The 12,932-nt window shown below is 63.5% G+C and carries 13 protein-coding genes; 9 read left to right on the top strand and 4 right to left on the bottom strand.

From position 1 onward, the window contains the following. Positions 1-19: 19 nt before the first annotated feature. Positions 20-1,132: an SPFH domain-containing protein gene (locus NKH31_RS04080; protein WP_254863867.1), complete on the top strand. Its 1,113-nt coding sequence runs from the start codon at positions 20-22 to the stop codon at positions 1,130-1,132. A 40-nt stretch (positions 1,133-1,172) separates the two neighbouring features. Here the strand turns inward: NKH31_RS04080 and NKH31_RS04075 are convergent, their stop codons facing one another. After that, positions 1,173-1,946: a proteasome assembly chaperone family protein gene (locus NKH31_RS04075; protein ID WP_254863866.1), complete on the bottom strand. Its 774-nt coding sequence runs from the start codon at positions 1,944-1,946 to the stop codon at positions 1,173-1,175. 226 nt (positions 1,947-2,172) lie between these two features. On the opposite strand from NKH31_RS04075, the gene NKH31_RS04070 reads away from it, so the two are divergent. The 5 genes from NKH31_RS04070 (at position 2,173) to paaK (ending at position 8,549) form a co-directional block, all read left to right on the top strand. Then, positions 2,173-3,435, top strand: coding sequence for an ABC transporter substrate-binding protein (locus NKH31_RS04070; protein ID WP_254863865.1), 1,263 nt, complete (start codon positions 2,173-2,175; stop codon positions 3,433-3,435). A 13-nt stretch (positions 3,436-3,448) separates the two neighbouring features. After that, the gene (locus tag NKH31_RS04065) at positions 3,449-5,539 is read left to right on the top strand and encodes an ABC transporter permease (protein ID WP_254863864.1); all 2,091 of its coding nucleotides are present in this window, start codon (positions 3,449-3,451) and stop codon (positions 5,537-5,539) included. Then, positions 5,539-6,339, top strand: coding sequence for an ABC transporter ATP-binding protein (locus NKH31_RS04060; RefSeq protein ID WP_254863863.1), 801 nt, complete (start codon positions 5,539-5,541; stop codon positions 6,337-6,339). The genes NKH31_RS04065 and NKH31_RS04060 overlap by 1 nt, the downstream gene beginning before the upstream one ends. After that, positions 6,336-7,058 carry an ABC transporter ATP-binding protein gene (locus tag NKH31_RS04055; RefSeq protein WP_254863862.1) on the top strand — a complete coding sequence of 241 codons (723 nt, stop codon included), beginning with the start codon at positions 6,336-6,338 and terminating at the stop codon, positions 7,056-7,058. Before NKH31_RS04060 ends, NKH31_RS04055 begins: the two co-directional genes overlap by 4 nt. A gap of 207 nt (positions 7,059-7,265) precedes the next feature. Continuing rightward, entirely contained in the window at positions 7,266-8,549 is a 1,284-nt protein-coding gene (paaK, locus tag NKH31_RS04050; RefSeq protein ID WP_254863861.1) for a phenylacetate--CoA ligase PaaK, read from the top strand. 31 nt (positions 8,550-8,580) lie between these two features. Here the strand turns inward: paaK and NKH31_RS04045 are convergent, their stop codons facing one another. Then, positions 8,581-8,973 carry a PaaI family thioesterase gene (locus NKH31_RS04045; protein WP_254863860.1) on the bottom strand — a complete coding sequence of 131 codons (393 nt, stop codon included), beginning with the start codon at positions 8,971-8,973 and terminating at the stop codon, positions 8,581-8,583. 28 nt (positions 8,974-9,001) lie between these two features. Between NKH31_RS04045 and NKH31_RS04040 the strand changes: the two genes are divergently transcribed. Together NKH31_RS04040 and NKH31_RS04035 are read left to right on the top strand one after the other, a co-directional pair. Next, on the top strand, positions 9,002-9,547 hold the full coding sequence (locus NKH31_RS04040; protein WP_254863859.1) for a VOC family protein: 546 nt from the start codon (positions 9,002-9,004) through the stop codon (positions 9,545-9,547). Between the two features lie 70 nt (positions 9,548-9,617). Further along, the gene (locus tag NKH31_RS04035) at positions 9,618-10,646 is read left to right on the top strand and encodes a BtrH N-terminal domain-containing protein (RefSeq protein WP_254863858.1); all 1,029 of its coding nucleotides are present in this window, start codon (positions 9,618-9,620) and stop codon (positions 10,644-10,646) included. A 291-nt stretch (positions 10,647-10,937) separates the two neighbouring features. Here the strand turns inward: NKH31_RS04035 and NKH31_RS04030 are convergent, their stop codons facing one another. Then, complete coding sequence (locus tag NKH31_RS04030) at positions 10,938-11,672, bottom strand: SDR family NAD(P)-dependent oxidoreductase (protein WP_254863857.1); 735 nt, start codon at positions 11,670-11,672, stop codon at positions 10,938-10,940. A gap of 118 nt (positions 11,673-11,790) precedes the next feature. Between NKH31_RS04030 and NKH31_RS04025 the strand changes: the two genes are divergently transcribed. After that, entirely contained in the window at positions 11,791-12,249 is a 459-nt protein-coding gene (locus NKH31_RS04025) for a universal stress protein (RefSeq protein ID WP_254863856.1), read from the top strand. A gap of 114 nt (positions 12,250-12,363) precedes the next feature. Here the strand turns inward: NKH31_RS04025 and NKH31_RS04020 are convergent, their stop codons facing one another. Then, complete coding sequence (locus tag NKH31_RS04020) at positions 12,364-12,771, bottom strand: hypothetical protein (RefSeq protein WP_254863855.1); 408 nt, start codon at positions 12,769-12,771, stop codon at positions 12,364-12,366. Positions 12,772-12,932 lie beyond the last annotated feature (161 nt).

Here is a 12,932-nt window from a genome sequence, read left to right as displayed (position 1 = left end):
CGGCGCCCGTAGGGGCAGTATGACACTTCTTGCGTCCGCAACCATCGCGCCGTTGCTGACGACGAGCGAGTCGTTTCTGATCGTCGGTGCGCTCGTCTTCGTCGTCGTCGCCGTCACGCTCTGGTCGATGGTCGAGTTCGTCGACGCCTACGACCGCGAGGCGCTGACCGTCTTCGGCGAGTACCGCGGCCTGCTCGAACCGGGGCTGAACATCATTCCGCCGTTCGTTTCGCGAACCTACCGGTTCGACATGCGAACCCAGACGATCGACGTCCCCCATCAGGAGGCGATCACGCGGGACAACTCGCCGGTGACCGCCGACGCCGTCGTCTACATCAAAGTGATGGACGCCAAACGGGCCTTCCTCGAGGTCGACGACTACATGACCGCCGTTTCGAACCTGGCCCAGACGACGCTCCGGGCCGTCCTCGGCGACATGGAACTCGACGACACGCTGAGCCGTCGGGAGATGATCAACTCGCGCATACGCGAGGAACTCGACGAGCCGACCGACGAGTGGGGCATCCGCGTCGAGAGCGTCGAGGTTCGGGAGGTCACGCCGTCGAGAGACGTCAAGGGCGCGATGGAGAAACAGACCTCCGCCGAGCGGACCCGGCGCGCGATGATCCTCGAAGCGCAGGGAGAACGACGAAGCGCCGTCGAGCGGGCGGAAGGTGACAAGCAGAGTAACATCATTCGCGCGCAGGGAGAAAAGCAGAGTCAAATCTTAGAAGCCCAGGGTGACGCCATCTCGACCGTCCTCCGGGCGCGCTCGGCCGAGTCGATGGGCGAACGCGCCGTCATCGACAAGGGGATGGACGCGCTGACCGAGATCGGCACCGGCGAGTCTACGACGTTCGTCTTACCGCAGGAACTAACCTCGATGCTCGGCCGCTACGGTAAGCACCTCACCGGTAGCGACGTCGCCGAGGGCGACGGTCAGCTAGCGAGCCTCGAATTCGACGACGAGACGCGCGAACTGATCGGCTTAGACGACATTGCCGAGATCATCGGCGAGATCGACGCGGAGGCCGACCTCGACATCGAAGCGATGGAAGAACAGGCCCAGGCGATCACCGAAGGCGAGGATATCGGTCCCGGTCCGACGGCCGATTCCGACGGTGAGTCCTAGGCGACCATCGCGAACGCCGATCCTGATAAGCGCGGATCCGCTATTGATACATTCCCGATCCCTGTGACCTGAAGCTTCGGTCTCCTTCGCCGCCGCCAGCGGCTTGCTGGGCCTGCTGGAACTGGCTCGCGATCTGTTGCATGCGCTGTTGGATCTCCTCGGCCTGCTCGTCCAGCGGAGTCGTGTCGACTTCGAACTCGACGAGCGGTTCGAGGGCGTTCTCGATCACCGCTTTCGCCGAGCGCGGGTCCGGTAACTGCGGGTGTGATCGGACGACCAGCAGCGCGGCGGGGACGTCGGCCTGGTAGCAGCCTCTGACGAGCGCCCCGGTGACGCCGCCGACGACGCCGTGCTCGTCCGCGATCGGGATGTCGGCCGCGTCGAGTTCGTCGCGGACGGCTTCCGTCGTCGCGATTCCGGTGACGCTGCCGAGTTGTTCTTCGGACGTAGCCGGCGCCGCGGCGATGAAGATGGCTCGGCGAAGGTCGTCTGCGACCTCGTCGATCACGCAGCGACTGAGCGGTTCGAACGCTCGCTCCGGCACGGTGAGGTCGCTCTGCAGCGTCATCACGGCCGGGTGGCCGCAGCCGTAGACCCTGACGAGGTCCTGAACGAGCCCGTCGTCGAACGTGGTGACGGGCGGGAACGCGTCCGACGTGATGTTCCCGCAGTGGGCGAGATCGAGCTGATCCTTGAGCAGGTCGACGACGATCGAGGCCACCAGGCCGTGGCCCGGTAGTCCCTCGATTAGCGTCGCGTCCTCGGCGTCAAGCGGCGCGAGCCGCTCGTAGGTTGCGGTGGATTCGGAAACCATCTCACGTTCGTGTTAGCCCACCGTCGACAAGGTTCTTTGCAACGGATGGGGTGAGCGGCGTCGATCTGGAATCGAATATTAGTTTCATCACCATATGGAATCACTTTCCACTGTTTATGGTGGAACAATGGGGAACTGTACCGTCTCTACCAATTTTTCTTAAAAAACCCCTGCATATGAGGGCGATATGCTTTAACGTTGGCTACGCACTGTCACCCCGTATACCATGGTGCTTGATAGCACAAACACACGGCGGCGAGATCTCCTCAGGGGCGCCGGGGCACTCGGTGCGGTCGGCGTTTCGACACTGGCGGGCTGTATCGGCGATCCGAACGACGACAATGGCGACGACGAAGACTTCGATACCGTTCAGTTCGGTGTCTTGGAGCCGTTTACGGGTGACTTCGCCGATCTCGCGGAGGAGCGCCATCAGGGTGAACTCCTCGCGATCGAGCACGTAAACGAGAGCGACGAGTTCGATTTCGAGATCGAGTTCGAGGACTACGACACCCAACTGAACGCGGAAGACGGCATCCAGGCGGCGAATCAAGCCATCGAACGCGACGGGGCGCAGTTTTTGACCGGCGCGATATCCAGTTCGGTCGCACTCGCGATCAACGAAGTTGCACTCGAGAACGAAGTGATCTACACCCCTGGCGCGGCGGACGTCTCGATCACGGGCTCGAACTGCAACGAGTACGTTTTCCGATTCGAGACGAGTACGGCCCAGATCGCCGAGGTGGTAGCCCAGTGGACGGCCGAGAACCTCGGCGGCCGGGTGATGTACTCGCTCGCCGATTACGCCTACGGTCACTCCGTCAAGGAGGAGTTCGAAGGCCGGATGCAGAACCTGACCGACGAGTACGAGGATGTCGAGACGGTAACGCCGAGTGAGGGGGCGACCGACTTCGAGGCGTTCATCACGCAGCTTTCGGGCAGCGCCGACGACGCCGACGCGCTCGTCGTCGGTGCGACCGGTGGTCACCTCATCCGGTTCTTACTTCAGGCATACGAACGCGGTCTTCACGACGAGATTCCGATCGTGACGACGACCGGATCGTTCGCCGTCGTTCGGGGCGGTGCGGGTGAGGCCGCACAGGGAATTTATAGCGGGACGCGCTACGTCCCGGGCCTCGAGACGGGTACCAACCCCGAGTTCGTCTCGGATTACGAGGACGAGTACGGCGCGCCACCTGACAACTTTTCTCGGGTCGGCTACGGTTCGATCATGATGGTCGCTCAGGGGATCCAGGCGGCTGGCTCTCGGAACCCCGATACAGTCAGAGCGGAACTGTCGGGAATGTCCTACGAGTCCATCTTCGGCGACGTAACCCTGCGCGAGTGCGACCAGCAGGCGACGAATCCGGTCTGGATGGCCGAGAACGTCGCACCGGACGACGGGGGCGACGTGGCCGACGTCGAGCTCCTGACCGAACTCGATGGGGACGAGGCTGCCCCGGATTGTGAGGACACCGGATGCGAGCTGTAGCCTCACCGCGACGATGGTAGTCGACAGTTCACATCAGTTGCTCGCCGGCGGATCAGTCGGCTGGCTCGATATCACTCCCGTCACGCTCGAACTCGCACCGCTTCTACTCGGCGGCTTTCAGCAACTGCTGGACGGATTGACCGTCGGATTGGTGTACGTGTTGCTCGCCGCCGGCCTCTCCGTGATCTTCGGCGTGATGCACGTGATCAATTTCGCCCACGGCGAGCTGTTCGCACTCGGTGCCTTTTTCGCCGTCTCGGTGATGGCCGCGACCGGTTCGATCTTCGGCGGCGGTATGGCGTTCATCGCCGCGCTCGTCGTCGCTCCGATCATCGTCGGGATCATCGGGGTGGGTATGGAGCGATACGCCGTCCAGCCGCTGTACGGACGCAACCCGCTGTATCACATCCTGCTGACGTTCGGATTCGTCATCGTCATCAACGACTTGATCTACCTGTTCTGGGGAACCGGGACGCGACCACCGATCTCTCGACCGGACCTGATCAGCGGACACGTTACCATCGCCGGGGCCAATTTCAGCGTGTACCCCTTCTTCATCATCATCGTTGGATCCGCGATCGCTCTGGCCGTCTGGGCGCTGCTCGAACACACGCGATTCGGGCTCATCATTCGGGCCGGTGCCCAGGACCGACAGATGGTGAAGAACCTGGGAATCGGTATCGATCGGTATTACTCGCTGGTGTTCGGACTCGGCGCGGCGCTCGCGGCGATCGCCGGCATCATCCTGAGTGGTCGAACGGGCGTCAATCCGGATATGGGGATGAGTATCATCATCCCGGCGTTCATCATCGTCGTCCTCGGTGGACTCGGTAGCTTCAAAGGAGCGGCTGTCGGCGGACTACTCGTGGGGATTCTCCAGGAGTCGATTCTCGTGCCGTACTTCCCTGCGATCGAATCGATGGTCCTCTTTCTCCTGATGATCGGCATCTTATTGGTCCGTCCGCGGGGACTCTTCGGCACGGAATTCGAGGAGGGGGGTGGTGACCTCCTCACGGGAACCCGTGGAGGATTACTCGAAGACGGGACCCGACTCAAACTCGGCGTTGCGATGGTCGGGTTGTTGGCGCTTGCCCCGCTCGGGGCCGGGTGGTTGTACTCGACGTACTACGTCACCTTGCTGGTCAGGATGCTAATCTGGGGACTGTTTGCACTCGCGCTGGACTTCGTCATGGGCTACACCGGTCTCGTTTCACTGGGTCACGCCCTCTTCTGGGGACTCGGTGCGTACGTTGCGGCGATCGTGTTAATTAACGTGACCGGATCGGCGTTTGTTGCCGTCGCCGTGGCACTGCTCGTCGGTGCGATCATCGCGTGGATCGTCGGCTACCTGTCGATACGAGTTCACGGCGTGTATTTCGCGATGATCACCCTCGCGTTTGCGGAGCTGTATTACGATATGCTCTACCACTTAGACGGCTGGGTCGGTCGCGAGATTACCGGCGGCTCCGAGGGCCTGTTCGGATTTTCCACCTATTACGGCATCGGTGGCGTCGGGATCGAGCTGAGCGATGTCGGCATCTTTGTCGGTCCGATATCGGTGGCGGGAACCGAATTGTTCTTCTACATCGTTCTCGCGGCGCTCGTCATCACGTTCCTCGTTACGCGTCGCATGCTCCAATCGCCGTTCGGGAGCGTGTTGATGGCGATCCGGGAGAACGAAGAGCGCGCCCGATTCCTCGGTTACAACCCGACGGTCTACAAACGACGGGCGTTCGTCGTCAGCGGAACCTTCGCGACGCTCGCGGGTTCGCTGTACGTCCTCAATTCGGGGGCCGTCTTCCCCGACGCCGCCGAGTGGTTGAAGTCGGGCGAAGTGATCGTCATGGTCCTCCTCGGCGGTATGGGGACCCTGTACGGACCGATTATCGGCGCGTTTGCCTTTTACGGCCTCGAGGAACTCTTCATGGATTACACCGAACGGTGGCGGCTCGTTCTCGGGATCACGTTCATCCTGTTCGTGATCTTCCTCCCGCGAGGGCTCGTCTCTCTGCCCGAGAAGCTCACACCGTACTTGACGAATCGCGGTGGCCCCAAACCGGGAACGGACGCGCCGGCCGACCTTCAGCGAGGTGACGGTGATTGATGACCGTGAACGCAACCCACCACGAACCCGAATCGGACGCAGAGGGGATCCTGGAAACCGACGGTCTCACCAAACGATTCGGCGCGTTCACCGCCGTCGACGGCGTGGACCTCTCGGTTCGCCCGGGCGAATTTCGAAGCATCATCGGACCGAACGGGGCCGGCAAGACGACGCTCTTCAACTTGCTATCTGGAGCACTGCCGGTGAGCGCTGGCTCGGTCCGATTCGACGGCGAGGACATCACCGACCTCCCGCCGCAAGAACGGGTCCGACGCGGCATGGGCCGATCGTTCCAGATTCTGAACATCTTCGGAGAGCTCGACGTTCGCGAAAACGTCCGCGTCGCGGCCCAGTCGGCCCACCGCGACGAGTACGGCTTCTTCGAATCGCTGTTCAAACCGACCGATCGGTACGACGCGATCAACGACCGCACGGACGACGTGCTCGAACGGGTTGGACTCTCCTCGCTGGCTCACGAGGAGGCGGCGTCCCTCGATTACGGCGGTAAACGCCGTCTCGAGATCGGCATGGTGCTTGCGACCGATCCGAAGGTCGTGCTGTTCGACGAACCAACAGCGGGGATGAGCATCGAGGAGACCGACGCGACGATCGACCTCATCCAGGAGGTGCTCGCCGACCAGACGCTGTTACTCATCGAACACGACATCGAACTCGTCATGGAACTCTCTGACCGCATCACGGTATTACATCAGGGTGCCGTCATCGCCGACGGTGAACCGGACACGATCGCCGCCGACGAGGCCGTTCAGGACGCCTATCTCGGGGGGATGGTCGAATGACGACCGGGCCGGTGCTCGAACTCGAGCACGTCGATGCGGGCTACGGCGAGACGCAAATCCTCCGAGACGTCTCCCTGCACGTAAACGAGGGAGAAGTCGTCTCGCTCGTCGGGCGCAACGGCGCCGGCAAGACGACGACGCTGCGATCGATCATGGGCATCGTCGAACCGACCGCGGGAACGATCACCTACCACGGCGAGCCGATCGGTCACCTGGACGCAGTCGATACGGCGAAACGAGGGATCTCGCTCGTTCCGGAGGAACGTCGGATCTTCCCCGATCTGACCGTTCGCGAGAACCTCGAACTCGCCGCTTACGGCGGCGCGTCGGACCGCGACGGGCTCTCGATCGGGGAGGTCCTCGACACGTTCGAAAACCTCGCCGATCGGACGAACAACGCAGGTTCGTCGCTTTCAGGTGGCGAACAGCAGATGCTCACGATCGGACGGGCCCTCGTGAGCGGCGCCGATCTCATCTTGCTCGACGAACCGACCGAGGGACTCGCACCGTACATCGTCCAGGACGTCGTCGACGCGATCCGGGACCTGAACGAGCGGGGAATCACGGTTATGCTCGTCGAGCAGAACGTCCACGTCGCCCTCGAACTGGCCGATCGAAACTACGTCCTCAACCAGGGTGAGATCGTCTGGAACGGGCGCTCTCGGGCGCTCGAAGACGACGAAGACGTCCTCGACACCTACCTGGGGATTACGACATGACCGGGAGTACGCACAGGCTCGGAGGCCGACGCGATGGGACAAGCGCGGCGGTGCTGTTGCAAGAACGTGTCGTGGCCGTCGCCCGAGACTGTGTCGCCCGATACCACTTTGGCCACGCACGTCGCATCGAATCGAACGACAACCGATCCGGGAATCGAGGGACGATGCCGGGTCGACGACCGAACTAACGCGAGCCGATCACAGACTATGTACCACGACATCGAAACCACGCCACGAGACGAACTGGAAGCGCTACAGACCGAACGATTGCAAGAGACGGTCCGGCACGCCTACGATTCCGTCGACTTCTACCGGGACCGACTCGACGCTGCGGGCGTCTCCCCCGACGACATCGACTCGATCGACGACGTCACGTCACTTCCGTTCACGCGGAAGGAACATTTCAAAAACCAGTATCCCGACGGACTGTTCGCCGTTCCGAACGAAGACCTCAGGCGGATTCAGGCCTCCTCCGGAACGACAGGCAAGCAGAAACTCGTCGCCTACACCGAGAGCGACCTCCAGGTCTGGAAAGACGTCATGGCCCGCTCGCTCGCGGCCGCCGGCGTCGATCCCGCAGATACCTTCCAGAACGCGTACGGATACGGCCTGTTCACCGGCGGACTGGGCTTTCACGACGGCGTCGAGGAACTCGGCGCGACCGTCGTTCCGACCGGCGGCGGGAACACGGCACGCCAGCTCGAGATGCTCGAAGATTTGGGCGTCGACGCGATCGGCTGTACGCCGTCGTACTGTCTGTACCTGGCAGAGGCGGCCGAAGAACGGGGACTCGACATTCGCGACCTACCGCTGTCGACCGTCGTCATCGGCGCGGAGCCGTTCACCGATCCGATGCGCGAAGAGATCGAAGCCGCACTCGACGTGACCGCGATCGACATCTACGGCCTCTCGGAACTCATCGGGCCCGGCGTCTCGATCGAGTGCGCGGAGGCCCAGGACGGAATGCACGTCTGGGAGGACCACTTCTATCCCGAGATCGTCGATCCCGACACGGGTGAGCCATTGCCCGACGGTGAACGGGGTGAACTCGTGTTAACCTCGCTCACCAAGGAGGCGTTGCCTGTCTTGCGCTACCGCACCGGCGACGTCACCAGTCTCACCAGAGAGACCTGCGATTGTGGACGAACCGCCGTACGGATGGACAACATCAGCGGCCGGGTCGACGACCTCCTCATCGTCCGCGGGGTCAACGTTTACGCGAGCAGCGTCGAGGAAGTTATGATCGACATCGAAGACGTCGCGCCACACTACCGCATCGATCTCTATCGCGATGGCTCGCTCGACACGATGGAGATCACCGTCGAACGCCACGCGGACGCCGATCTGAGCCAGGAGGCGCTTCGTGAGCTGATCGAAGATCGACTCAACGACGTGCTCAACGTCACCGTGGACGAACTCAACGTCGTTCCCTACGGCGCGATCGAGCGCCACGAGACCGGGAAGGTAAAACGCGTGTTCGATCACCGGTAACACCCGGCGACTGGCTGGGTCTTCCGAGTTCTCAGGGTCGGTAGACGCGCCCGCGGAACGTGGCTACCCTATCGCCTTCGGCCGTCACGACGACCTCGTACTCGCCGGTAGCCCTGGTTTCGTGAGTCCGCTCGGCCGTCGCCGTGAGCGTCGTCCCGACGTCGACCGCCTCGAGGTAGGAAACGTTCGTCTCCAGGGCGAACGCGTCGTCACCGTCCGCGTTCGATGCGGCGGCGAAGGCGGCGTCGGCGAGCGAGTTGATCGCCCCGCCGTGGGGGATCCCGTGAAAGTTCAGGTGGTCGTCGGTAACCTCGAGTTCCGTCGTGGCCGTCCCGGAGCCGATAGCGACCAGTTCGATGCCGAGCAGCGAACAGTAGGCGTCGTCGCGAATCTCCGCTTCGCGTTCGGGCGATACGTCGTCCATGTCGGTCCGTCGGGCGCCACCACTATGAATGTCGGTTACGCTCGTTCGCGTGGCTAGTTTCTTCGCGATCGAATTCGTTGCACCGATCATGTTCGAGAGCGAACCCGATCTGGATCTTCGCGTCCGCGTCGATCACGTCGGCATCGCGGTAGACGACCGCGAGACGGTCGCGACGGTCTTGAAACTGCTCGGCGGCGATCTGATCGCCGACGAACCGGCGGACGGCTTTCGCTGGGTCCAGTACGAACTCGGCGACCTGAGTCGCATCGAACTGATCGAGCCGACCGCGGACGACACGTTTCTCACCGAGTTCTTAGAGCGAAACGGCCCGGGCCTCCACCACATAACGTTCGAGGTCGCCTCCATCGACGACGTCGTCTCTCACCTCGACAGCCACGACGTCCGCGTCGTCGATCGTGCAGACCACGAGAAGTACCGGGAAGCCTTCCTCTCGCCGCGTTCGACGGGAGGGATCTTGTTCCAACTGATGGAATACGAGCCCGGTTACTGTGACGTCTACGGCGAACCGGGCGTCGGCGACGACCTCCTGGTCGATCACTCGTACGTTGAGTGATCAGTCCGTGCCGTGACGCCGTTCCACTCGTTTCAGAATCGTTATCGGCGCTCGGGGCCGACGGACGGCCATGACGGGTCTTTCGGGTTACGAGCACGCCACGGGCGACCACTGCGGATCCACGTCGCTTCGCAACCTCGGCGCGCACTTCGGCTGGCCGGTCGACGAACCGACGAGCTTCGGTCTCGCTTCCGGGCTCGGCTTCACCTACTTCGAGCTCCCGGAGAGCCCCCACCGCGGGTTCTTCGGGCGACCGCTGTGGATCGAGGACGCCCACTTCGACAACCGCGGGATCGCCCACGACCTCCACCGCGACGAGCCGTGGGAAGCGGTCGAAGCGAGACTTCGGGACCGAACCGCCGCGGGCGACCCAGTGATGGTCTACACGGACATCTTCCACCTCGATTACTTCGACACGGGGACCCACTTCGCGCCACATACGCTGCTGGTCGTCGGCGTCGATGGTGAGACGGCCGTCCTCTCGGACAGCGAGTTCGAGTCGCTCCAGCGAATCCCGCTCTCACAGTTGCGCGAGGCGATGGCATCCGACGCCGTCTTCGACCTGTCTCACCGCCACCTCGTCGTGACCGATGCGGAACCGACCGTTTCGCTCGCCGACGCCACTCGGCGAGCGATCGCGACGACGGCCCGCTACATGCTCGATCCCGAGTCGGTCGATCGACCGCTCGGGCCCGGGGCTCACGGCCTCGACGGCATTCGTCGGTTCGCGGCCGATCTCCCGACGTGGACGGCCCTCCCGGATCCGCAGTGGACGGTTCGATTCGCCTACCAGAACGTCGAGCGCCGCGGCACCGGCGGCGCCACCTTCCGACGGCTGTACGCTCGCTTTCTCGATCGGGCGACGGCCGACCATCCGGAACTCGACCCGGGGCTCGCCGATCGAACCCACGCGATAGCCGACGACTGGAACGCCATCGGGGCGACGCTCAAATCGGCGAGCGAACTCGACTCGCCGGAGTCCGTCGCGTTCGAGTCGGCGCTCGCGGAGGCGAGCGAGGCCGTCGAGGCCGTCGCCGACCGCGAGCGTGCGCTCTATCGCGACCTCATAGAGTCGGTCGACCCGCCCGCCGACGGTTGAGGCCACACCTCAGTTTCTTCGTCTGGATCGCTGAAAAACGAGTGCGGATCGGCCCGCCGTCGACGGGTCGACCCTCGTTGACCGAGATGGCGTGCCCCAATACCCATCCCGCACTCGGGAATTCGCCGGGGGTATCAACGAGTCTTTGGGATCCGTTTCCGATTTTCCGAAACTTCCGGCCTCGCGGTTCAGATCGAGGCCTCCCTTCGGTCTGCCTCGCCGGTCGCGGGTCACTCCGTTCCCCGCTCTCCAACCCGAGGCATCTCGTTTCACTCGATGCCTCGCGGTCCTTCAAACGTCTTCGGGAAGCCACCCGCCGTCCACCTCGACGTTCTCGCCGCTTACGTACTCGTTCTCCGGATCGAGGAAGAACAGGACGGGTCGGGCGACGTCCTCGAAGCTGGCCGGTCGGTCGCGGGGAAGGTCATCGGGAAACTCGTCCGAGTTTTCCACTACGTACGGCGAGACGGCGTTGACGGTGATCCCGTCGTCCTGGGTGTCCGCGGCGAGCATTCGGGTGAACATGATGACGCCCGCTTTGGCCGCGAAGTACGGGAAGTTCACGGGGTCGACCAGCCCCTTCTCCGCCGAGGCGTAGCCGACGTTGACGATCCGGCCGAATTCCCGCTCGCGCATCGATGGAAGGGCACGCTTCGCACAGAGGTATGTCGCCGTCAGGTTGGTGTCCATCACGCGTTGCCAGGTGCCGAACTCCATCTCATCCCAGTGGACGGGGGCGAAGTCCCCGACGTTGTTGATCAGGCTGTCGACCGGTCCCAGTTCGTCCTCGACGGTGGCGAACAGCCCGTCGACGCTCTCGGGATCGGTCACGTCGGCCTGGACCGTCGTCACGGCCGATGCGCCGCTGTCGCGGGCCGTTTCGGCGACGCCGGTCGCCGTCTCGGCGCTCGTGTGGTAGTGGACGGCGACGGCCGCCTCGCGTTCGGCCATCGAAAGCGCGAGCGCCCGACCCAGGCCGCGGGCGCTCCCCGTGACGAGCACGGTTCGGTCGGTCAGGTCGTTCATACCGGCCGTACCGTTCCCGACCGGTTAGCTCTGAGGGTGTGATTCGCGAATCGCCCGTCGAACGGGCGTACTCCGATCCGCCCAGTCCCTTTTTCTTCGCCGAGGGTGGATTCCGGGTATGACGCTCGAGACGATCCTCCTCGCCGTCGGTCCGGGCGATCTCGACCGAACTGATGCGCTCGCCGACGCCGCCATCGAGGTGGCCGGACCGGCCGATGCGACGGTCGTCCTGGCTCACGTCGTTTCTCCCTCCGAATTCGACGAGGTGCGCAGCCGACTCGCGACCGGGGCGCTCGACGAGGAGACGATCACGCCGGACGACGTCGCGACTCGCCACGAGGCGGTCGAGGCGCTGTCGACGGCGCTCGACGGGGCGGGACTTTCCCACGAGGTTAGTGGCGTCGTCGGCGACCGCGGTCGCGCGCTCATCTCGCTCGCTTCGGAGATCGAGGCCGATCGCGTGATCGTCGGGGGTCGCCGTCGGACGCCGACCGGAAAGGTCGTCTTCGGTTCGACGGCCCAGCGCGTCCTACTCTCTGCACCCTGTCCGGTGACGTTCGTCCGGTCCGGCGTGTGATAGACGACCCCGACTCGGCGTAGCCATCGATCGCGAATCGACACGCGGCGATCCTGATCACGATGCTCGCCTGACCCGATCACAATACTCGTCGGACCCGATCAGGGTTGTGGCTCACTCCTCGGCTCGGTCCTTCCACACGCGCTCCTGGTGGCGCTCGGCGACGTGTCGGTGCCCGTCGGCCAGTTCGGTGCGCACGCGCGCTTCGAACTCGTTTACCTCCGTCAGGACCGTATTCTGAAAGTCCTCCAATACGTCGTACGACCACCGATCGCCGTCGACGACGCCGTGGGGCAACACCGAGGTTCGGAGTTCGTCGGCGAGTTCGACGTGGCCGGCCTCTCTCAGTTTCGACTCCGCGACGTCCAGGTGATCCATCCCGTGTCCGGTCGCGTGGTGAAACTCGATGAGTTCTCCCTGCGCCCTGAGGAGCCACTCGAACCCGAGTTCTACTTCGTGCAGCGCTTCTCGGTCCGGTTCGGTCAGCTCGTTGTCGATCGGTTCGCCATCTGCGCCGGTCATACGGCTTCTACGATCCCCGAGGTCATAGTACCGGGCCGAACTCGACCGCTCGACCGCGTCGAACACGACGACCGATGCACGTACGTCGCCGGTCCGATCGCGGTTTTCTCACCTGGCGGCCGGTGAGACGCCGGATCATATCGGTCGTCGGTGGACAATTT

The sequence above is a fragment of the Halovivax gelatinilyticus genome (assembly GCF_024300625.1).
Lineage (GTDB): Archaea > Halobacteriota > Halobacteria > Halobacteriales > Natrialbaceae > Halovivax > Halovivax gelatinilyticus.
The sequence above is the reverse complement of the archived record's forward strand: the minus strand, read 5'-3'. Positions and strand labels throughout refer to the sequence as shown.

Coding starts and splice junctions, on each gene's coding strand:
- NKH31_RS04080 (WP_254863867.1), top strand. CDS start 20: ATGACACTTCTTGCGTCCGCAACCATCGCGCCGTTGCTGACGACGAGC.
- NKH31_RS04075 (WP_254863866.1), bottom strand. CDS start 1,946: ATGGTTTCCGAATCCACCGCAACCTACGAGCGGCTCGCGCCGCTTGAC.
- NKH31_RS04070 (WP_254863865.1), top strand. CDS start 2,173: ATGGTGCTTGATAGCACAAACACACGGCGGCGAGATCTCCTCAGGGGC.
- NKH31_RS04065 (WP_254863864.1), top strand. CDS start 3,449: ATGGTAGTCGACAGTTCACATCAGTTGCTCGCCGGCGGATCAGTCGGC.
- NKH31_RS04060 (WP_254863863.1), top strand. CDS start 5,539: ATGACCGTGAACGCAACCCACCACGAACCCGAATCGGACGCAGAGGGG.
- NKH31_RS04055 (WP_254863862.1), top strand. CDS start 6,336: ATGACGACCGGGCCGGTGCTCGAACTCGAGCACGTCGATGCGGGCTAC.
- paaK (WP_254863861.1), top strand. CDS start 7,266: ATGTACCACGACATCGAAACCACGCCACGAGACGAACTGGAAGCGCTA.
- NKH31_RS04045 (WP_254863860.1), bottom strand. CDS start 8,973: ATGGACGACGTATCGCCCGAACGCGAAGCGGAGATTCGCGACGACGCC.
- NKH31_RS04040 (WP_254863859.1), top strand. CDS start 9,002: ATGTCGGTTACGCTCGTTCGCGTGGCTAGTTTCTTCGCGATCGAATTC.
- NKH31_RS04035 (WP_254863858.1), top strand. CDS start 9,618: ATGACGGGTCTTTCGGGTTACGAGCACGCCACGGGCGACCACTGCGGA.
- NKH31_RS04030 (WP_254863857.1), bottom strand. CDS start 11,672: ATGAACGACCTGACCGACCGAACCGTGCTCGTCACGGGGAGCGCCCGC.
- NKH31_RS04025 (WP_254863856.1), top strand. CDS start 11,791: ATGACGCTCGAGACGATCCTCCTCGCCGTCGGTCCGGGCGATCTCGAC.
- NKH31_RS04020 (WP_254863855.1), bottom strand. CDS start 12,771: ATGACCGGCGCAGATGGCGAACCGATCGACAACGAGCTGACCGAACCG.